The organism is Desulfitobacterium sp. PCE1 (assembly GCF_000384015.1).
In the GTDB taxonomy this organism is placed as follows: domain Bacteria; phylum Bacillota; class Desulfitobacteriia; order Desulfitobacteriales; family Desulfitobacteriaceae; genus Desulfitobacterium; species Desulfitobacterium dehalogenans.
Map to the genome: position 1 here is coordinate 2425468 of NZ_KB913023.1, position 20136 is coordinate 2445603.

At 43.8% G+C, this 20136-nt stretch carries 21 protein-coding genes and 1 other RNA gene; 7 read left to right on the forward strand and 15 right to left on the reverse strand.

The window, feature by feature from the left end; all coding sequences use genetic code 11:
* The first annotated feature begins 67 nt into the window (after nt 1–67).
* The gene (locus tag DESPCE1_RS0112020) at nt 68–1048 is read left to right on the forward strand and encodes a phosphatidylserine/phosphatidylglycerophosphate/cardiolipin synthase family protein (protein ID WP_371200524.1); all 981 of its coding nucleotides are present in this window, start codon (nt 68–70) and stop codon (nt 1046–1048) included.
* 66 nt (nt 1049–1114) lie between these two features.
* On the opposite strand, the gene DESPCE1_RS0112025 is transcribed toward DESPCE1_RS0112020, so the two are convergent.
* From DESPCE1_RS0112025 to DESPCE1_RS0112030, 3 genes are all read right to left on the reverse strand, one after another.
* The gene (locus DESPCE1_RS0112025) at nt 1115–1777 is read right to left on the reverse strand and encodes a histidine phosphatase family protein (RefSeq protein ID WP_014794272.1); all 663 of its coding nucleotides are present in this window, start codon (nt 1775–1777) and stop codon (nt 1115–1117) included.
* Between the two features lie 88 nt (nt 1778–1865).
* Nucleotides 1866–2043: non-coding RNA, 6S RNA (gene ssrS / locus DESPCE1_RS22595), on the reverse strand.
* A gap of 51 nt (nt 2044–2094) precedes the next feature.
* Nucleotides 2095–2574, reverse strand: coding sequence for an IclR family transcriptional regulator (locus DESPCE1_RS0112030; RefSeq protein ID WP_019850607.1), 480 nt, complete (start codon nt 2572–2574; stop codon nt 2095–2097).
* A gap of 183 nt (nt 2575–2757) precedes the next feature.
* On the opposite strand from DESPCE1_RS0112030, the gene DESPCE1_RS0112035 reads away from it, so the two are divergent.
* A complete protein-coding gene (locus tag DESPCE1_RS0112035; RefSeq protein ID WP_014794274.1) occupies nt 2758–3126 on the forward strand; it encodes a TIGR04086 family membrane protein in 369 nt (122 codons plus the stop codon).
* Nucleotides 3127–3305: 179 nt separating this feature from the next.
* Complete coding sequence (locus DESPCE1_RS0112040) at nt 3306–3761, forward strand: formylmethanofuran dehydrogenase subunit E family protein (protein WP_019850608.1); 456 nt, start codon at nt 3306–3308, stop codon at nt 3759–3761.
* 90 nt (nt 3762–3851) lie between these two features.
* Here DESPCE1_RS0112040 and DESPCE1_RS0112045 read toward each other — a convergent pair whose 3' ends face one another.
* The 5 genes from DESPCE1_RS0112045 to DESPCE1_RS0112065 all read right to left on the reverse strand — a co-directional run bounded on the left by DESPCE1_RS0112045 (nt 3852) and on the right by DESPCE1_RS0112065 (nt 9052).
* Entirely contained in the window at nt 3852–4052 is a 201-nt protein-coding gene (locus tag DESPCE1_RS0112045; RefSeq protein ID WP_014794276.1) for a hypothetical protein, read from the reverse strand.
* A 218-nt stretch (nt 4053–4270) separates the two neighbouring features.
* On the reverse strand, nt 4271–6385 hold the full coding sequence (locus DESPCE1_RS0112050) for a cell division FtsA domain-containing protein (protein ID WP_019850609.1): 2115 nt from the start codon (nt 6383–6385) through the stop codon (nt 4271–4273).
* A 69-nt stretch (nt 6386–6454) separates the two neighbouring features.
* Nucleotides 6455–7426 (reverse strand): 6-phosphofructokinase, encoded by a 972-nt coding sequence (gene pfkA, locus DESPCE1_RS0112055; protein WP_019850610.1) that lies wholly within the window; start codon nt 7424–7426, stop codon nt 6455–6457.
* Nucleotides 7427–7446: 20 nt separating this feature from the next.
* Entirely contained in the window at nt 7447–8427 is a 981-nt protein-coding gene (locus tag DESPCE1_RS0112060) for a DnaA ATPase domain-containing protein (protein ID WP_019850611.1), read from the reverse strand.
* Between the two features lie 115 nt (nt 8428–8542).
* A complete protein-coding gene (locus DESPCE1_RS0112065) occupies nt 8543–9052 on the reverse strand; it encodes a peptidylprolyl isomerase (protein ID WP_019850612.1) in 510 nt (169 codons plus the stop codon).
* A gap of 154 nt (nt 9053–9206) precedes the next feature.
* On the opposite strand from DESPCE1_RS0112065, the gene DESPCE1_RS0112070 reads away from it, so the two are divergent.
* Genes DESPCE1_RS0112070 through DESPCE1_RS0112085 form a run of 4 tightly spaced genes read left to right on the forward strand, consistent with a single transcriptional unit; the run spans nt 9207 to nt 12281 of the window.
* On the forward strand, nt 9207–10193 hold the full coding sequence (locus DESPCE1_RS0112070; protein ID WP_019850613.1) for a metal ABC transporter substrate-binding protein: 987 nt from the start codon (nt 9207–9209) through the stop codon (nt 10191–10193).
* 50 nt (nt 10194–10243) lie between these two features.
* Complete coding sequence (locus DESPCE1_RS0112075; RefSeq protein ID WP_014794282.1) at nt 10244–10996, forward strand: metal ABC transporter ATP-binding protein; 753 nt, start codon at nt 10244–10246, stop codon at nt 10994–10996.
* A complete protein-coding gene (locus DESPCE1_RS0112080; RefSeq protein ID WP_019850614.1) occupies nt 10980–11837 on the forward strand; it encodes a metal ABC transporter permease in 858 nt (285 codons plus the stop codon). Before DESPCE1_RS0112075 ends, DESPCE1_RS0112080 begins: the two co-directional genes overlap by 17 nt.
* Before the next feature lie 6 nt (nt 11838–11843).
* On the forward strand, nt 11844–12281 hold the full coding sequence (locus tag DESPCE1_RS0112085; RefSeq protein WP_014794284.1) for a Fur family transcriptional regulator: 438 nt from the start codon (nt 11844–11846) through the stop codon (nt 12279–12281).
* Nucleotides 12282–12288: 7 nt separating this feature from the next.
* On the opposite strand, the gene DESPCE1_RS0112090 is transcribed toward DESPCE1_RS0112085, so the two are convergent.
* The 7 genes from DESPCE1_RS0112090 to DESPCE1_RS0112120 all read right to left on the reverse strand — a co-directional run bounded on the left by DESPCE1_RS0112090 (nt 12289) and on the right by DESPCE1_RS0112120 (nt 20056).
* Entirely contained in the window at nt 12289–12906 is a 618-nt protein-coding gene (locus DESPCE1_RS0112090) for a DedA family protein (protein ID WP_019850615.1), read from the reverse strand.
* Between the two features lie 801 nt (nt 12907–13707).
* Nucleotides 13708–15090, reverse strand: coding sequence for a SpoVR family protein (locus DESPCE1_RS0112095; RefSeq protein WP_019850616.1), 1383 nt, complete (start codon nt 15088–15090; stop codon nt 13708–13710).
* 133 nt (nt 15091–15223) lie between these two features.
* The gene (gene yhbH / locus DESPCE1_RS0112100; RefSeq protein ID WP_019850617.1) at nt 15224–16354 is read right to left on the reverse strand and encodes a sporulation protein YhbH; all 1131 of its coding nucleotides are present in this window, start codon (nt 16352–16354) and stop codon (nt 15224–15226) included.
* A 13-nt stretch (nt 16355–16367) separates the two neighbouring features.
* Nucleotides 16368–18269 (reverse strand): PrkA family serine protein kinase, encoded by a 1902-nt coding sequence (locus tag DESPCE1_RS0112105; RefSeq protein ID WP_019850618.1) that lies wholly within the window; start codon nt 18267–18269, stop codon nt 16368–16370.
* A gap of 241 nt (nt 18270–18510) precedes the next feature.
* Entirely contained in the window at nt 18511–18723 is a 213-nt protein-coding gene (locus DESPCE1_RS0112110) for a hypothetical protein (protein WP_014794289.1), read from the reverse strand.
* 265 nt (nt 18724–18988) lie between these two features.
* The gene (gene cobO, locus DESPCE1_RS0112115) at nt 18989–19522 is read right to left on the reverse strand and encodes a cob(I)yrinic acid a,c-diamide adenosyltransferase (protein ID WP_019850619.1); all 534 of its coding nucleotides are present in this window, start codon (nt 19520–19522) and stop codon (nt 18989–18991) included.
* Nucleotides 19523–19528: 6 nt separating this feature from the next.
* Nucleotides 19529–20056 (reverse strand): hypothetical protein, encoded by a 528-nt coding sequence (locus DESPCE1_RS0112120; RefSeq protein ID WP_014794291.1) that lies wholly within the window; start codon nt 20054–20056, stop codon nt 19529–19531.
* Nucleotides 20057–20136: the final 80 nt, after the last annotated feature.

The window sequence follows — 20136 nt, forward strand, 5'->3', positions numbered from 1 at the left end:
TATGAGGAAACGGTTCATCCCCCTTATTCTAATTCTTTGCCTTTTCCTTACAGGATGCTCTATAGATATGAAGAGCCTGTTTGTAAAAAATGAAGAGGCCCCACTATCAAACCTTTCTGCTGAGGCCTTGTATTTTGACGGTAAAACTGCACGGGAAAAAACCATAGAGCTGATTACCTCAGCCCAAAAGTCCATATACATAGAGCAGAAAATTTTTTCTGATCCGGCACTTAAGGAGCTCATCATCCAAAAAGCTGCAAGCGGTATAGAAATAAGAATATTGCTTGACCAGTTTGAAACTCCCAACAAGGCAACTCTCAATGAATTTAAAAGCAACAATATCTCCGTACAGTATTACCCCGCCCAAAAAGGACAGACGGATGAGGCTAAATTCCTGATCGTAGATTTAAGAGAGGCCATGGTCTATTCTTTCCCCTGGTCTGACAAAGGGTTTAGTTCTCATAATCTAGCCGTTAATTTATCCGGTCGTTCCGTCTGGAAGCTGGCCAGCGTGTTTAATCGGGATTGGGTTTTTACCACAACCCTTTCACTGGATATCCCCAAAACCACTGAATTAGCTGAAGATAATATCGCCGTCGCCGCCAATTCCAATGTTAAGGCACAACTTCTCGACCAAATACAAAAGAGCACCACGAATATTTGTATCATTGCATCCCATGTGACCGACGCAGATATTGTCCAAGCTTTGGTGGATGCGACCGGAAAAGGATTGGATATTAAAGTTATCCTGGATTCCGGTATCATGCCGAGTAATTATCCGAATACAATCGAAAATTTCAAGGCTGCCGGCATTCAGATTCGATATTATAATTCGGTAACCCATCCTCCTCTAGATATCAATCTAGGTATATTCGATCGCAATACGTTTATCTTAAGCAGCTCCGGATGGGGGTATAAGGCCTTTGTGATGAACCATGAAGTCTCCGTTACAGTTCCCTCCCCCGTAGCAAGCCAAGAATTAATCACTAGGTTTGACCAAGACTGGTTAAATAGCTCTGCTACTCCACCCGTTCAGGAGCCGGGATAAGAAGAGGATTAAGCATGAATTAGGAATAAAAAGCTCATTAAAAATTAACCAAAAAAGAAAGCCAGACTACTCTGGCTTTCTTTTTTGGTTAAACCCACTGGCTGACTTAATATCATCATCTAAATGAGTGTGATCCGCAAGTAAAATAGGGTGGATGCGGCCGTCTTCATAAAACTCAAAAATATTGACTGCCGTATTATGCTGCCAAGGAACATCATTCCATTGCTCCACAGGAATCCCCAGAGCTTTCTTAACAATGAGCTGCAGAGTCATCCCATGGGTAACAACACAGAGGGTTTCCCCGTCATGAAGCCGAGGTAATTCCTGAACGAACTGCCAAGCCCGTTCACTAACCTCCCACATGCTTTCTGCTCCGGGAATCTGTACCTGATGGGGACCAGTGTCCCAAAGAGTAAACATCTCAGGATAACGTTGCCGCAAATCCCACCAGTTCTTTCCTTCCCATTCTCCGAAGGATAATTCCCGTAACGCCGGATCAAGAAGGATTTCTTCTACCCCAAGTGCCTTCCGAATTTCATCGGCAGTGGCTTGAGCACGAGGTAAATCGCTGGAATAAATACGAGTGATCCCTTCTTTTTGTAATCGCTGCCCCACCTTGCGAGCCTGCTGAACCCCCTTTTCTGTAAGTGGAGAATCCAAAGCTCCTTGAACGCGACCTTCAATATTCCAGAGGGTTTCGCCATGTCGAGTTAATATTATTTTGATCATTTTGTCCCCCTTATGAATTTTTTAATTAAGTCTAGAGCTATTATGACATAATTAGCCTGAAAATAAAACAATGGTAGGGAAACTCCCTACCATCCCCGCCTTGCCGTAAAACTCCAGGTTTCTGACCCTGCTCTCGCAGGTGGGTACCTAGATGAATCTTTCCACCTTCCCCTGCAAGTGGGCTTGATGTACTGAACTCATCATATCAGTTCCCTTGTCATAAATAGGATCAAAACCAAGATATTCTACGAACAACGCAGGATTCACATTTATTATATCACTAATACTTCAAAAAACATCATGAAAGAGTTGGAAATTTATTTTTTATACAGCTTGTCTTCAATTTCTGCCATACGATCCTGAAGTAGTGCGATGGTCATTTCATGTGCTCTTAATCTACGGCGTAGACCGTCAATAAGATGTTCCAGTTCATGTATTCTTGACTCATTAGATAGGTTAGAACCATCGTCCGAATCCCCGGTTAGAACAGGCGAGAAATCCGGGGCAGACTCACACGTTTGTGAGGAGGGTTCCGGGGCTCCAGGTAATTCTTCAGCCTTTTCAGCTTCCTCGTGTAGTAGCTTGAACAATCCATAGCGAGAATTGCGACCTGGTTTTACCTCAAGCCAACCTTCTTTTGCTAAGGTCTCAATAGCTCGTTTCATGGTGCTGTTCGCCGCTCCAGTCTCCCGTTGAATTTCAGAAAAGGGGATTTCAAATTCTTTTCCATCATTCCTTTTAGACTGTTTCTCGAAAAACTCCTTAAATCTTTGATTGGTTTTATCTCTTAAGGCCAAGAAACCATCTCCCCTGCCGGGTATACCGGTAATTCTTATCTTATTATAAACCTTTTTTCTAGAAAAATCCAATTATATCAACGGATTATTTATTCTTTTTCACAATTAATCCCCATTTTATTTTCCTTCGCATACTCTATCCATTTAATGCATAGATTCTATTAGTCAAAGGAGGTATGAAACATGCCCAAATCCTTTCACTTCGGGATAGTATTCAAAGGCATTTTGCTTGCTTCTGGAATTGCCCTACTTCTTTCCTTCATTCTCGGTTTACTTCTCACCTTAACTCAACTTCAAGAATCATCCCTGGTGTATAACATAATTCTTGGCATCAGCGTTTTTATTGCTGCGGCAATTAGCGCCCATCATGCCGGTATGAAAGGACTCTTTTACGGCATTGGTATTGGAGTCGGCTTTATACTGTTACTACTCTTCTCATTTACTGTCTTAAGCCCTGACACTCCCTCCTGGCTGAGTTTCGGCGAGAAGTCCATCATTATCCTAGCTGCTGGAGCTGTGGGCGGAATAATCGGAGTAGTAGCCCGAGGATAATCCCCATTTGTGATAAGTGTTTTTTAAGAACTGCGATAATTTCCTTTCAAATCCCTCCTTTTAGCGTTAGAATAAAGTAAGACTTGATTCAGGTGGAGTTTTTTAACTCCATCTGAAGCTTAGTCGCACTTATCCTCTGTGAGGACAAAACTAACAAAAGCAAACGGGAGGGAATTTTTATGTGCGTAGAAAAAACTCCTTGGGAACTTGTCATAGACTTTCACGGACATACTTGTCCAGATATTGCTCTCGGTTATCGGGTCGCTCAGTTAGCTCAAAGGGAGATGGGAATACGTCCCGCTCCAGACTCGGAATGCCTTGTGAAAGCCTATACCCAATCCTGTGCTCTAGATGCCGTACAGGTATTAAATAAAGCCACCATTGGACGTCGTGCACTGATTATCGAGGAAATTCAACACCATATTTATCAATTCCATTTTACGGGTACCCAGGAAATTCATCAATTTACAGTTTCCTCGGATGTTCTGGACCACCTGAAGGCCTTGCAGCATCCGGATTTAAGCCCCCGTGAAAGACAGAATAAGGTATTGGAAGGGGTTCAATACGTGCTCACTTTAGAGGAATCAGCTTTTTGTCAATATGACAAAATCCCAGGTGAGCTTAGGAAGCTTTAATCTTTAGTAAAAATTCCGCCCAGGCAAAGAGGCTGTTGCTTAACGAACTTTACAGTTCATTTTGCAACAGCCCCTTCACTTTCATTGCAGTTAACGAGCATTCAGTCTAGAATAAAATTCATCATGCTTCGATGCATCAGGTAGATTAGCGAGACGTGGTTCTTTACCTTGTGGCTTTTTCACTTGCTCGTAGTAGCTGGAATGTCTTGATTTACTGGTCCATTTGTCAGAAAGTAGGAAAACAATGAGAGCAGCAAGAGCAACTATGCCCATAATCCATTGAAATAACATAAAAATGACACCTCCACTATCATTTTATGGCCTAAAGCCAGAATGTCAAGAGTGCAAAATCAACCATTCACCGAAAATTACATACCGTTGAAGGATTTTTTGCTGACAATAAGCTTGCGGTCACTTATACTAAGTTCAAACACTCCTCTACCCTTTTCCACCCGGGCAATAGCCCATTCCCCCATCCAGAAAGATGAGGGGTTTTTTTTATTTTAAACTTATTGGGCACTCGCTACCCTTTCCCAATGGACCTCAATACGATCTCCCGGTATAAGGGGAGTAGTAAACTCAGCCTCCTGATTGTTTCTTTTTAAAGAGAGGCGAGCGTTAGAGGGGACATCTTGGGATATAGTGACATAGGGTAATAATTCCGAAAGCAAAGGCATGGTATCATATCCCTCAACAATGAGCTCCATACCTTCTACTACTTTGTCCAGTTCGGAGAGAGTTTTGCCTCGAGAGAGCACACGGAAAATTTGGGGCGGATAGTGAACTTCTTTCCCATTAACGTAAAACACCATGGGAGTGGGCTTAAGCTGCAAATCTCTGATATAGAGTTTCTTTACCAGGATAAGAACATCATCCCCGTCTTTAATCACTTGCTCAAGATCAGCTTTTTGCTGATTAATGCAAAACTCTTTCTGAATGGGGATAATCATGTCTTCACCGTTTATTTTGAACCGGATTTCAGATAAACTATACCGTTTGTCGTTTAAAAAATGCAGCAGATCCTTGAGGGTTTGATTTTTGAACACTGTGATTTTTGCTCCATCAGGAACATCCCCGTCCATTGTTACAGGATGCCCATTACAAAAAATTTGAGCGGTAAAAACAATGGGTTCTCCATTCACTTTGATTTTCTTTTCCGGAACTGCCGGTATCAAATCTGCAAAGGCAGCCTTGGCATTTTCCCCATCCTTTGCCGGTAGGAATTGAATCCTATCACCCGGTTTTAATTCATGATCCAATTTCACTTCCTGCTCGTTCAGAAAAAACTGAGCAGGTTTACTGAATTGTCCTTTGCTGACTTTGATTTCTCCGTTCAGCTCAATGGTTAAGGCCGAACCTGGCCTGCCCACAAGAAGTCTTGGGGTAATTCCAGCCGCCAGCAAAGCATCAGATACTGTAGCTAATTGCAACTCAAAAATCTGCACAGGGATATGATTGACGAAAACGGAAAAGTACTGCAACCCTTCCCCTTCTATGGTAGAAATGCCGATTCCTATAGGGGTGATGGCATCCGGTCCTTTAAGGGATTTTTCACCCGATACTCCTTGGATTCGCTCACGAACCTGAACCCCTACTCTGTTCCTGGGCAATTCAAGAAGATCGGACAAAGCCTCTACTAATAGAGGGGTGAGACTTCCCCCCCCGATAAGAATAATTGCATGGGGATTTCCTTGATTCAAGCGCAGGATTTCATCCGCTAGTTTTTGCGCCAATTCAAAGACGACCGGTTGGATTTGCTCCAAAACCTCTTCCTTATCCACCGCCGTTTTCGTTCCCAGAAAGTCCGTAAAGGTCACTTTGGCCTTTCCCCTTAAGCCGCGTTTGATCTTTTCCCCCGTCTGAAAGTCCACCAGGAAATGTTGGCAAATTCTCTCCGTAATTTCATCCCCAGCCATGGGCACCATGCCATAGGCAAAAAAGGAACCGGACTTGGTTAAAGCTATATCTGAGGTTCCTGCTCCCACATCCACCAGAGCAAGATTCATACGCCGCATATCCGGTGGTATAGCAGCTCTTCCTGCCGCGATTGGCTCTAAAGTCAACTCTCTCATTTCCAGACCCACTTTAGAGATCACCCTGGTTAAGCCATCAATAACCGTTCGGGGTAAGAATGTTGCAATAACCCTAACTTGAGCTTCTTTTCCTCTTTGGCCGATGAGACTTGAAAGATTTTGTCCTTCTAAGAAGGATTCTATGACACTGTATCCGACACAATGGTATGGGATGATTTCATCTTCGGATGAGATCTCTCGCAACGCTTGTTGAACAGCTTCCATCTCCAAAGCGAAAACATCTTCTCGTTCCCAAACTACGGGCATGAGCTCGGACTTCTGAACAGAGGCCACAGCTGTCTTCAAAGCCCGACCAGCTGCCGCCACCGATACATAGTGTAATTTATCTTTAATCTTCTCTTCAAGCTCCTCCTTGACCAGTTGCACCGCTCGAGCGACTTCTTCAATGTCATGAATCTGTCCGTCATACATCGCTCGCTGACGATGCTCTATTTGAGCTCTGGCAATAATTTGATAACCCTCTGGAGCCTTTTCCATAATGAGACCCATTACCAAACGTGTCCCTATATCCAATGCAAATACTTGTTCCACGTCGATCACCTCAAAGGCAAGAATTCTACCTGTACTCCCCTATTTCCTCTATGATCCCTATGATTTCTTTTATATGGCCAATTGATTCGCCAAATCATAAAGGCCTTTATTGAAGGGTTTACGTTCACCATAAGCCACTTCCAAAGGCAGAGACAGGATTTCCTGATTGACACAAGCTGTCATACGATCCGTTTCCCCTGCACAGAGTATTTCTACTGCTTTCCCACCCATTTGCGAGGCCAGGACCACATCGAGGGCACTCGGATTGCCTCCTCTTTGAATATGCCCCAAGATGGTGACCCGAGTTTCGAAGCCTGTCCTCCGCCGTAGTTCTTCCCCTAAATTCCAGGCACTTGTGGCACCCTCTGCTACCATAATGATACTGTGATGCTTTCCTCGTTGGTGACCACGTTCCAATTTTGCTACAATATCATCAATATCCGGTTGGATTTCCGGCACAAGGATGGATTCTGCACCGCAGGCTACGCCGGATTGCAGAGCGATGTTCCCGCAATCCCGTCCCATGACTTCCACTAAGAAAGTTCGATCATGGGAAGTTGCCGTATCCCGAATTTTACTGACCGCTTGAACCACATTATTCACAGCAGTATCAAATCCTATGGTTAAATCCGTCCCGGTAATATCGTTATCAATGGTACCGGGTATACCGACGATAGGTATTCCTTGAGCAGACAGGGTCTGTGCTCCCCGAAAAGAACCGTCTCCCCCTATAACAATAAGGGCATCGATCTCACGATAACGCAATTGAGCCGCGGCATTTTTTTGTCCCTCAGGAGTGGTCATTTCTTGGGAACGAGCGGTCATGAGCATGGTACCCCCTCTATGAATGATATCCGCTACAGCTCCTAAATTCATGGCTATAAATTCTCCATGAATTAGGCCTTCATACCCTTTGCGAATCCCAAAAACCTCGAGTCCATGATAAATTCCCTTGCGGACCACTGACCGAATGGCTGCATTCATTCCCGGTGCATCGCCTCCACTGGTGAGAACAGCGATCTTCTTGATTATACGGCTCATCGTTTATCCTCCTCATCCTTTTAATTTACGTCCTCCCGGGAATTAAAATACTTCAATAGCGACTCAAGCTTTTCCTTTAGCTCAGGACTCTTCTTTATCCCTTCCTGAAATTGCTGATAGGATTTCATAATACTGCTGTGGGATTTATTCAAGAATGTACCGATTTCCGGATAGGAAAGCCGACTAAGGCTACGCATCACATAAATAGCTAACTGTCGAGCTTGGCGAACCTCTGAAGTTCGGGTGGTACCATAGATATCTTCTGCTGCAATCCCGGTTAACTCGGCAGCTTTCTGAACAATATTTTGTGGAGAAGGACGAAGTTTCTCTTTGTGCCTGCGTTCCTGGAGATAGAAGGATAAAGCATCACGGTCAAGAGCACTGTCCGATCTATTGGCAAATTCTATGAAGCCATTCATAAGACTTTGTGCTTCTGGAAAATTTGCAACTTCCTCAGCCATTAATTCTAAAACCAAATCCTCCACAATTAAGAATTTACGATAAGCCATAAGCCGTAGGTAGTTCAGCCTATCCTCCGGAGTGGGCTGGAAAATAGGAACGGCTAAGCCCCCAAGTAATCGCGAGCTGAGTTTATCACCGAGAAATTCCAATTGGGAAGGCTCCCCGCGAAAACCACAGATGATACGACTATTCCCTTGAAAAAGAGCTTCATAAGTGTGATAGAACTCTTCAATGCTGTGAGTCTTTCCTTTTAACATTTCAATATGATCCAGTATTAACAATGTAGGGGTACGGAGCCGAAGGCGAAATCGCGATAGGGTTCCTTCTTGAGCAGCAAAAGCATAATTCTTAACAAAATCTTGAGCATCTATATAAAGGATAGGTTTTTTATTCTTTAACCGTTTGTAGCATTTCAAGAGGAGCGTTGATTTACCGACCCCTGCCGGACCGTAAATCAATGTAGAAAAAAAGGCCTCCTCCGGTTCATAGACCTTAAGTGTCTGTTCTGCCATACGGTTAAATTCTGATGAAAGCCACATCATTCCCCCTCCTTTTGCACTGAATGGATTTACCCTGCTGCAATAAGATAATTAACCAGAAGGAAAAAGAGGGGTATACCCTCTCTTTTCCACGCCATTCTTATGGTTTTTCCCTTTAGACAAACTCCACCGTAACCTTCTTCATCTGTTGGTCTTCTACAGGTTTATCCCGATAGTCCCGCTTGACATTGGCAATTCGATCCACTTCCTCAATTCCCTCAATGATACGACCAAATGAAGCATATTGACCATCTAAGTGGGGGGAGTCAGCGTGCATAAGGAAAAACTGAGACCCGGCTGAATTGGGATTGGCGGTACGTGCCATGGAAATAACTCCCCGATCATGCTTTAGATCGTTACGGAAGCCATTGGATGTAAATTCTCCTTTGATGCTATAACCGCATCCGCCCATACCATTGCCCTGGGGGTCTCCTCCTTGAATCATAAAGCCCGGAATAACCCGATGGAAGATGATTCCGTCATAAAAGCCTTTTTCAACTAAAGAAACAAAATTCTTCACTGTCTCAGGCGCAACATCGGGGTAAAGCTCAACTTTAATTGTGTTGCCGCTTTCCATTTCAATAGTTACTACCGGTTTCTTTTCATTTAAATCTTGTTCACTCACTGCGCATCCTCCTTGTAAAACAATTCCCTCCTGATTATAACCATTTTTCGCCTCATTTACCACTTCTACATTTTGCATGGAGAATAATTTGACATTCGCACTATTTTCAAGTACACTTTCTTATTGAAATACTATATCAATAAGGGAGGAACCTATGTATACGTTCAGCAATCGTCTAAATTGGATGAAGATAATCCTGGCAGTTTCCCTTGCCTTATTTATAACTGGATGCACCGCAGAAAAGCCCGTCAGCACCATGAATCAAAAGGTCGTCATTACCAGTATCTCCCCTCTGGCCGATCTGATCAGAAACGTCGGTGGAGATAGTATCCAAGTGATCAGTTTGGTTCCTACAGGGAGTGATCCCCATACTTACGAGCCTACTCCCGACGCAGTGCGCCAGGTGGCCATGGGAAAACTGTTCTTTGCCAATGGTGTCGGTCAAGAAGCCTATTTGGAAAAGCTCATCGCTAATTCTCAGAATAAGGATCTACGCACTGTGATTTTGTCCGACGGATTAGAAATACTGGGAAACGAAGGCCATAAAGACAACCATGATGAAGAAGCCGAGCATCACGAAGATGAGGCCCATATAGAAGGAAATGGTCATGACCATTCCCAAGGCAACCCCCACCTTTGGTTGGATGTAAAAAATGCGCAACATTATGTTGAGTGTATTCGTGATGCCTTGATTGAGGCCTATCCACAGGATCAAGAGCTCTTTAAAGCCAATGCAGAAAACTATCTTCAAGAACTGGAAGCTTTAGATCAATGGATAGCGAAAGAAATTCAAACTATTCCCCCAGAGAACCGGAATTTAATTGTCTACCATGATGCCTGGAGGTATTATACAGAACGGTATGGGCTTACCGTCCTTCGACCGGTAGTTCGTGGAGATGAGTCTGAACCTTCGGCAAAGGATTACGCTCAGCTTATCGAACTGATTAAGGAGTATAAGATCAAAGCTATTTTTGGCGAAGTGGGTTTTAATACCAAGCTTATTATCCAATTGGCCCAGGAAGCCGGGATTAAGATGGTGGATGATCTGTACAATGATACCCTTGGGGTTACACCGGAAACCGACAGCTATATCGAAATCATGAAGCACAATACCAAGGCTATTGTCTCAGCACTTGAATAAGCATTCCGTCTGAGTCACTACATCATACCTATAAGGAAGAAGGATATTTAATGTTAGCCGTTGAGTTTGATTCATTTTCCTATACACTTCCCCAGCGGGACATTCTGTGGGATATTAATCTGCGCATTCCTTGCGGTTCCTGCGTTGGAATCATTGGCCCCAATGGCTCTGGAAAATCCACCCTGATGAAAAGTATTGTGGGCTTAAATCAAAGCACAAAGGGAAGCGTTAAGGTCTTTGGGCAGCCACCGACACAAGAATGGCGCCGTAAAATGCAGTTAGGTTATGTTCCACAACTGAAAACCATGGATAAAGATTTTCCTATTTCGGTCTACGAAGTGGTTCTTTTAGGCCGGACTGGTCGATTAGGTTGGTTTAAACGTCCCCGATCTGAAGATCATGGTCTGGTGGAACAGGCTTTAAAAAAAGTCAATATGTTGAATCTTAAAGATCGCCCTATTGGCCAGCTTTCCGGAGGCCAACAGCAAAGAGTTCTGATAGCTAGAGCCCTGGCCACGGAATCTCGTCTATTACTATTGGATGAGCCAGCTACAGGGTTAGATATTCCTTCTCAACAAAGTATTTTTCGCCTGATCGAGGATCTCCACGGAGATGGGATAACTATCCTTACCACCACCCATGATTTAGCAGCATTGAAGTATCATCATTTTGATTTGATTCTCTGCCTTAATCAAACGGTTATCGCCTTTGGTCCTCCAGAAGAGGTTTTGGTTCCTCATATTCTGGAGCGTACTTTCATGGGAAGCCAGGGAGGAGTCATTCCGTATGCATCTACTTACTGATCCCTTGCAATATGCTTTTATGCAGCGGGCCCTCATTGGTACCATTGCTGTGGCAGTGCTCACCGCAGTGGTGGGGACTTTTGTGATCTTAAGACGTCTGGCCTTTATCGGGGAAGGTTTAGCTCATGGTTCTTTAGCAGGATTAGCCATTGGCTATCTCCTGGATTGGAATTTGTATATTGCCGGCAATATCTATACCATAGGCCTTGCCCTCCTTATTGGTGTACTCCATGAGAAAGCCAAAGTCAGCTTAGATACAGCCATCGGTATTCTCTTCTCCACTTCCATGGCTTTAGGGGTAGCATTAATTAGCTCCTTAAAATTCTATTCAACTAATTTAACCGGCTATCTTTTCGGTTCAGTATTATCCATCGGTTCTTTTGACTTGGTTATCATCGTTAGTTCAACATGCGTGATTCTTTTCATTCTTACGATATTCTACAAAGAGTTCGTTTATTATGCCTTTGATCCGGAAATGGCAGAAGTGGCGGGATTACCTCGTGCTCGCTTGCATTATGCCATGTTGGCTATGATAGCTGTGACCGTAGTGGTGGCATCTCAAACCGTTGGCATAATTCTTGTCACAGCACTGCTGACCATTCCTGCCGCGTCGGCTTTTCAATGGACTCATTCCCTGAAAAAATTAGTACTTCTCTCTGTATGTTTTGGATTAATCAGCGCCATCCTTGGCCTTTATCTCTCCTATTATTTAAATGTGGCTTCCGGGGCCAGTATCGCTCTGACAGCAGCACTACTCTTTCTGCTGAGCTTTCTCTGTTCTCCCAAACGAGTCAGTCTGCGTCGCAGCTTTGGCCGAGTCAAAACCTCTGAGAAAGGATGAACAAAAATGGAGTACAATGAGATCATCCAACTCATTCAAGAAAAGGGATATCGCCTTACCGACCCTCGTAAAAAAGTCGTCAGCATATTGACCACCCATTCTGAATTTTTGGGTGCCTACGATATTCATAATCTTCTTCAGCAGGAAAATATTAATATTGGTGTCGCATCCATCTATCGAGTGCTGAGTTTGCTAAAAAGCTTAGGTCTGCTAAAATCCGAAGAATTCAGCGTAGGCGGCGAAAAATATCGTCTGGAAAGTTCGGACTCTCATCACCATCATTCCCACCAGTTGATCTGCTCCCAATGCGGCCGTACTGAAGAATGGATAGGAGATTGCCCCATCTCCAACATCGCAGAAAAACTTGAGCAAGACAGCGGGTATCAAATCGAGGAGCATTGGCTCAGATTTTTTGGAGTATGTCCGTTTTGCCGCAAAGAATAGAATCCATTTATCGTCTATTTCTCCGATTGCGCTTAAAAAGAAAATACCCTATACCTGCTAAGATAAGCACACCGATGACTATATCCATGCGGTGGAATAATGGCTTTAATGAATTCCAGTTAGCGCCGAGTTTTTCTCCGACGATGATTAGGAACATGCACCAAGGCAATGCTCCTAATACTGTATAGATAGCCATTTTTACAGCATTCATTTTTGCTATACCGGCAGGCAGGGATATGAAGGTTCGTATAATAGGCAGCATACGTCCCACTAAGACGGTGATTTCCCCATGCTTGCTAAATAATCTCTCAGTCCACTGGAGCTCCTTTTCTTTCATAAAAAAATAATGTCCATAGCGTTGAATGAAAGGCCTTCCTCCTCGAACGCCCACATAATACGCTACGATACCCCCAAAAAGATTGCCTAAGGTAGCTGCTAAAGTGGCTGTCCAAAAATCAAAATGACCCAAATACACCATATATCCTGTGAAAGGGAGAATAATTTCACTGGGTAAAGGAATACAGGCGCTTTCGATGGCCATCGCCAAAAACACTCCAAAATAGCCCAAACTGGAGATCAATTCGACCACGAATTCTCCCAGAAGGCTTAGCAATTGTTCTAACAAGGGTTCTCCTCCTATCTCCATAGCTAACTTGAAAAAGGTCCGAAGGTTAAGTCTCCAGGATTTTGCTTTACACCGTTCGCTCCATAAGCTAAGCGGACAAAACTAACGCTCAAAGCCTTCGCTCCGAAAGGTGCACCTGCGCCGCTAAGTAGTCTCAGTGGTATGGCGGCTTGGGCGAAACCCTCACCCGGGTTTCGTGGCTAAATCGGCTCCTCGAAAGCACTGCTTTCGCACTTGTTCTCATAGCCGGTTGGAAACGTCCTGTTTCCAACCTTTCTCCGCTGTTTGCTTTTCGCGAAGTTTTGTTTCCGCTCGCTTAAATTCGCTCTCTTCTGTAAAGCAAAATCCTTAGGCTGCTTTTCGGGTCTGTGCGTGCATGCAAGGCTTTGTGAAATAAGTTACGCGATCCGAGCGGCTTTTTCCGTCTTTACCGACGCCGCTTGAGCGGCATGGTCGGCTGCTCTGGGAACGGCCCTGAAGGTGCCCCCCCAAAATGTCCACAAGAGTTCCAAAAGCAGTGCTAAAGAGGACCCGTGAGCGTAGCTTTACGTACAAAAGCGGACGGATTTCACTGTGTATAAGGCAGCTAAGGCTTCTGCTTCGCTTCACTCACCATAAGCCAAGCTTTCTTTAAGCGGAAGGGCGGCTAGGTCAACGAAGCTTTCTTAACTTAGACGAGCCACTGGTTAACATTCAGAAAACAGCGGGGTTTGGCTCGTCTGTTAAGAAAGCTTCGTTGACCAGCCCTGGAGCTATGGAGTACGTGTTGTGCGTAAAGCTACACAACCCGGACGACGCTGTTCATACCCTTTCATACCTCTGTCCATCCTGAACTCTTGCCATACCCTTCCGGGAAATTGTGTTGCTCGTGCATTCGAAAAGAATCTTTTTGCCATCCACCACAGTTTCCAGATAAACACCTTTTCCCCATAATGTTTGTATTAACTGCAAGGTTTTTTCCAGATAAACAAGATCCAAATCCACCCCCTCATGCCCATGAACAAGATATAGCCCACCTTTCCCCTCGTAATCCCCATCCATGACTAAAATACGCGGATGACCTCCATGGATCAATTGTTTAACGAGGTTATCACGTACCTTTTCCCATGCTGTATCCGTAACTTGCCAGTGGGCACCTACTTTACGATAATTAAAGAGGTTGAGGTCCTCAACCAGTTCTTGATTGAGATAATTGCGCACAAAGGAGATATCATTCTCCATCTCCCGTATTTCAAACAATGTTTCCCAATCATAACGCCCGGCAAGATGATCCCATATCTTAACACCAAGATAATAGGGATTCAGCTGCAGTCTTGAAGGCTGTACGACTTGACTATGCATTACTGCAAAATCCACCGCTTCTGCAGCAGTGAGGTTCAGTTCTCGCATGATTCGTGAATGCCAAAAGGTGGCCCACCCTTCATTGATGATTTTTGTTTCGATTTGAGGGTAGAAATATAGAGATTCTTCACGGATCATGCTCAGAATATCTCGTTGCCAATCTTCAAGGCTGGAAGAATAGGTCATCAAATAAAGCATCAGATCTTCATCCGGTAATTTTTCCTCAATTTCGTTATCAGGTTCTTGATCCCAAAGGTCTGTGTATTCAGTTCGGTGGACGGATATTTTCTTTTCCGCTCCATCTTTCTTGTTAGAGTTGCAGGTGGGGCCTTTTTTTTTGCCTAAATGAGCTCTAAAGTTCACATGCTCTTGAATGGATAATACTGCATCCAGGGTTTTTTCCACCTTATCCCGGCCATGCTCTAATTCATAATCCCGGATGCGCTGTGCATGAGCTTCCATGCGTAACACCATGTCTTGGGGGGTTCGGCGGAAATAGCGGTTATTTTTAAAAAAATCCACATGGGCATAGACGTGACCTATGACCAGCTTGTTCTGAATTAAGCGATTCCCTTCTAACAAAAAAGCATAAGATGGATTCGAGTTGATGACGAGCTCGTAGATTCGGGTGAGATTCAAATCATACTGCATTTTCATGCGATAGAAGGCTTTACCAAAGCTCCAATGAGTGAAGCGCACCGGCATCCCATATGCCCCGAAAGAATAAATTGCTTCCGCTGGACAGACCTCAAAATGCACTGGGTAAAAGTCAAGCCCCAGGCATCTGGCCACATTGGCAATCTCTCGAGCATGATAGCTAAGTTCTGTCACCTCATAGTCCATAGACACCTCTCCTGACTCTTTGTTATCTGCCTTGAAAAAGACCTGCTCTGCAAAAGCCCGGAAGCTGATTCTAGAGCGTTGTGCATAAAGCTACCCGAGTAAAACTTTTCATCTTCTGCCGGCGCCAACAGGGCTAAGAAAATACTGTTTTTAAAGCTTCATAGACTTCTTGACGATCACGTATCGTTACTAAGCGGAGCTTAGGATCGGTTATACGTTTTAGAGTCGACATCAACGTACTGGAGTAATGGGTTCTTAGAATCTCTCCATATCCAACAACCTGACTCACGTCCACAAGCTTTTGCATAAGATTCAAGGACCGGGCGTTGTCTGAACCAATATTATCGCCATCTGTAAAATGAACCGGATAAATATTATAGTGGGCAGGAGGATAATCTCGCTGGATGATTTCTAAAGCCAGTTGATATACGGATGAACAGCGGGTTCCACCGCTTTCTCCCCGGGTAAAAAATTCCTCTTCCGTGACTTCTTTCGCTTCGGTATGGTGAGCCAGAAAGCGCATTTCTACATTTTCGTATTTTTCCCTCAAGAAACGCACCATCCAGAAGAAGAAGGTCCGAGATATATACTTTTCAAACTGTCCCATGGAACCTGAGGTATCCATCATGGCAAGAATGACTGCATTTGTTTCATAGTTAGGGTGGGTTTCCCAAGTTTTAAAGCGCAGATCCTCGGGAATGATTTTAAGATCGTTACCCTTGCCGGCTAATGCCTGCCGCTTGATACTTTCTATAAGAGTACGTTTTTTATCAATATTAGCCATGAGACCTTTCTTGCGAATATCTTTAAATTCCGGTTTATCTTGGGCAATCAAGGGACGCTTTTTATCATCCAGATTGGGAAGCTGCAATTCCTCAAAAAGGATGGCTGCCAGATCCTCATAAGTGACTTCAGCCTCATAGATATCCATACCCGGCTCATCTCCGGCACCCGGATCTTTTCCTGCCCCCTGTTTACGCTGGCTTTCCCGAGCAAGGATATCACCATTCTTCATCTTTTTGTTTCCTTGACCGGTGTGATTCTTTTTGTTGTAATCAAAGCGGAATCGAAATTCTTCTAAGGAACGCATAGGGACTTTCATAGCCTTTTTTCCATCACTGAGAATGATACTCTCATCAACAATTAAATCTCCCAACTGCTTCTTTATGGCCTCTTGGACTTTCTCTTTGTGCCGATTTTGATCCAGATAACCTTTGCGATGGAGACTCCAGTCTTCCCGGCTGACAATAATATCGTCACTCATGGTTCATCCTCCCTTAACGATTGAGAAGGGAGCCGACATATTTTACAATTTCATTGGCACAAATCGGGCAGTACCCATGAAGCTGAATCAGACGATCCGTTACTTCGTTAATGCGGCGTAACTGTTCTTGGTCCGGGTGAGATACTGAAGTAGTAACCTTAATCACATCTTTAAGATCAGCAAATAATTTCTTTTCGATGGCCTCTCTCAATCGCTCATGTGAGGTGTATTGAAAGGTCTTATTTTTACGCGCATAAATGGAGATGCGGATAAGTATTTCTTCCCGAAAAGCCTTCTTGGCATTTTCCGACACCCCTATCTGTTCTTCGATACTGCGCATAAGTTGCTCGTCGGGCTCTAATTCCTCACCTGTAATAGGGTCGTAGAGTTTGCTGGAGTTACAATAGGCTTCTACATTATCCAGATAGTTATTAAGTAAGGACTTTGCAGATTCTTCATAGGCATAAACAAAGGCTTTTTGGACCTCTTTTTTCGCCACTTCATCATATTCCTTGCGAGCTACAGCTATAAGATTGACCAGGTTTTCTCTTTCCTCTTTCGTAATGGAAGTATGCTGAGAAAGACCATCCTTAAGTGCTCGCAAAATGTCCAAGGCATTAATACAGGTTTTGTGATCGCGGATGAGGGCTGTCGAGATACGATTGATAACATAACGAGGATCGACACCGCTCATCCCTTCCCCCTGCTCTTCACCCTCAGTCATGATATCTTTAATATCCTTCTGATTAAAACCTTCCACATCTTCCCCATCATAGAGGCGCATTTTCTTGACCAGATCCATTCCTTGCTTTTTGGAGGGTTTTAGCCGGGAGATGATACTGAAGGCTGAAGCGGTCCAAAGGCTGTGGGGCGCTAAGTGAATTCCCTGGAGATCGCTTTGTTGAATAAGTTTTTCATAGATTTTAACTTCTGAGCTGATCTTCAGGTTATAGGGGACTGGAATAACGATGATACGAGATTGGAGTGCCTCGTTCTTTTTATTGGCTACAAAGGACTTGTACTCGTTTTCGTTGGTATGAGCGATGATTAATTCGTCGGCGGATATTAAAGCAAATCGCCCTGCTTTAAAATTCCCTTCTTGAGATAGGCTCAAGAGGTTCCAGAGAAATTTTTCATCGCTTTTCAGCATTTCCTGGAACTCCATAAGCCCTCTATTGGCTTTGTTCAATTCGCCGTCAAAGCGATAAGCTCTGGGATCCGATTCCGAACCGTATTCCGTGATGGTGGAGAAGTCGATGCTCCCTGTCAAATCAGCGATGTCCTGGGACTTAGGGTCAGAGGGAGTGAAGGTCCCAATTCCTACCCGCTGTTCCTCGGAGAAAACGATCCTCTTTACCGGAACATCCTCCACGCGCCCCTGGAACTCTTCTTCGACTCTTAGGCGGCAGACTGGACAAAGATTTCCTTCAATGCGGATTCCGTACTTTTGTTCGAATTCTTCCCGCAAAACCTGGGGAAGCAAATGGAGAGGATCCTCATGCATAGGGCAGCCATCAATAGCATAAACTGCCCCTTCATCCGTACGGGTATAGTCTTCCAAGCCCTTTTTCAGCAGGGTTACAATGGTTGACTTCCCTCCACTGACGGGTCCCATCAACAGAAGAATCCTCTTCCTGACATCCAGTCGTTTAGCCGCTGAATGAAAATACTCTTCCACCAATCGCTCCAAGGTTTTCTCCATGCCAAAGAGCTCTTTATTAAAGAATGCGTAATTTTTATGATCATGTTCTTCTTTAATTCCTGCTTTACGAATCATCTCATAGATCCGTGCATGAGCGTGCATGGCAAGATTGGGGTTCTCTACAATCTTTAGCAGATACTCTGCAAAGGTTCCATTCCATATTAAGGCAGCTTCTTTATCCCTGTAATTTTTAAGCCATTGTATTACTTCCATTGTAGCCCTCCTTTTCGCTATACTTATACCTTACAAGGCTTAATCTAAATATATGCCTCGATCAAAAAGAAGAGACATTTGTTTTCTTTTCACTTTGTGAATACTTAGCGAAGCCATAATAAATCCAAAGCTCGGCAAATACCATGAAGGCGCTGCTGAACTATAAAATAAAAAACGCCTGCAGCTTTTCAGCTTCACAAGCGTTATCATAAACCTTTTAATTACAAGAGACTTTATCATGCTATTGTAATCTTGTTAGATCCTTAGCGTCATAAGCATATTCTCCGGTTAAGACATCCAGTTGAACCACGAAATATTCGCCGTATTCATCTTTTTCCAGACGTACTACGGTTCCCATTTTCGAATTATAGGTTAACACGCGGTCGCCACGTTTAAACTTTGGTAAGCGATCCGGGATGCCCGTCTTTGTGGATTCATATCTTGCTACATACATTTGACTTACACCTCCGTTTTATGTGAAAGTAATTTCTTGCTCTTATTCTAGCATACTTTTTTTTTAAAAGCTAGTAATAATTGCAGGGAATTTTCGCAAATTTTAAAATAGTTTATCCTTTCTAATTATTTACCATTGTTCTAAGCCTTGGTATTCTCTTGAGCTAACTAAAAGGGAGTGTCGCAAAACTACTTTTTAGTCAGCGATACTCCCTTTCCGTGTGTTTTGTCCAAAATAGAGCATCAAAAGGGGAAAGCCAGCCGGACTAATACTCTATCCCTTTTCGAGCTTGGATACCCAGTTCATAAGGATGTTTAATCTCCACCATCTCTGTTACAAGATGAGCTTTTTCAATCAATTGGGGTGAAGCATTGCGGCCTGTCATGATAACTTCTACATGCTCGGGTTTTTGTGCCAAAAGCTCCATGACCTTCTCTTCCGGAATCAGTTCAAACCAGAGCGCATTGATGATTTCATCGAGTATGACTATGTCCCATTCGCCTGACATGATGATCTCACGGGCTCGCTCCAAACCTTCGTGAGCCTCGCGACGATCGGTTTCCTTAGCCTGCCCTTTAAGGACCCATCCCGGTGATCCATACTGCTCAATCCGACATTCCGGCTCTAGGCGTTTGAGGCCTTGCAGTTCTCCATAATCTTGTCGACCCTTCATAAATTGAAGTATAAAAACGTGATATCCATGTCCGACAGCTCTCAGGGCTAAGCCTAAGGCGGCGGTCGTTTTCCCTTTATTATTCCCGGTATAAATCTGAATTAAACCTTTTTCCAGATTAGCCATAACTGTTTACACCTGCCTTGACCATTGTTCTAACTGAGGGTGAATATACGCCACATTGGGGCAGCGAATAAGTTCCGGAAACTTCTCGACGATCTGCTGAGTAAAAGCATAAGTAAAGAGTATCTTTATCGCCGATTTTTCATCTATAGCCCGAAGTTCTACTTTGTCGGGATAAAAATAATAGCTGTAGTTACTGTCTCTCCACGAGGTCTCAAGTTCTCCACATTTTATTTTAATTATCCCGAATGGTTCAACTTTGATACTGCCGATGCTTGAAAAAGCCGAAGATATTTGACCTGTTTCCAATGACACTTGCCCCGATTTATGGCGGCAATGCATTAAATGCTCGATGATTAATCGAGCCGGCATAGAAATTTCTTCGAATATCCTCCGATGGTTTCGAACTTCCTCAGCCCATTCTTCGAAATGATGGACATGGACCGAACGAATCTTAGAAATTTTCTTCAGCGACTGTTCTATCATATGATGGATATCTTCCAAGCTTTCTAAAAGGAGCATGTCATCTAATCTCACTGCAATCCCTCACATATCCTTCTCTTGGCTATATCCATATTCTAACCGAAAAATGGAAGTTTTCCTAGTATTCCGGCACA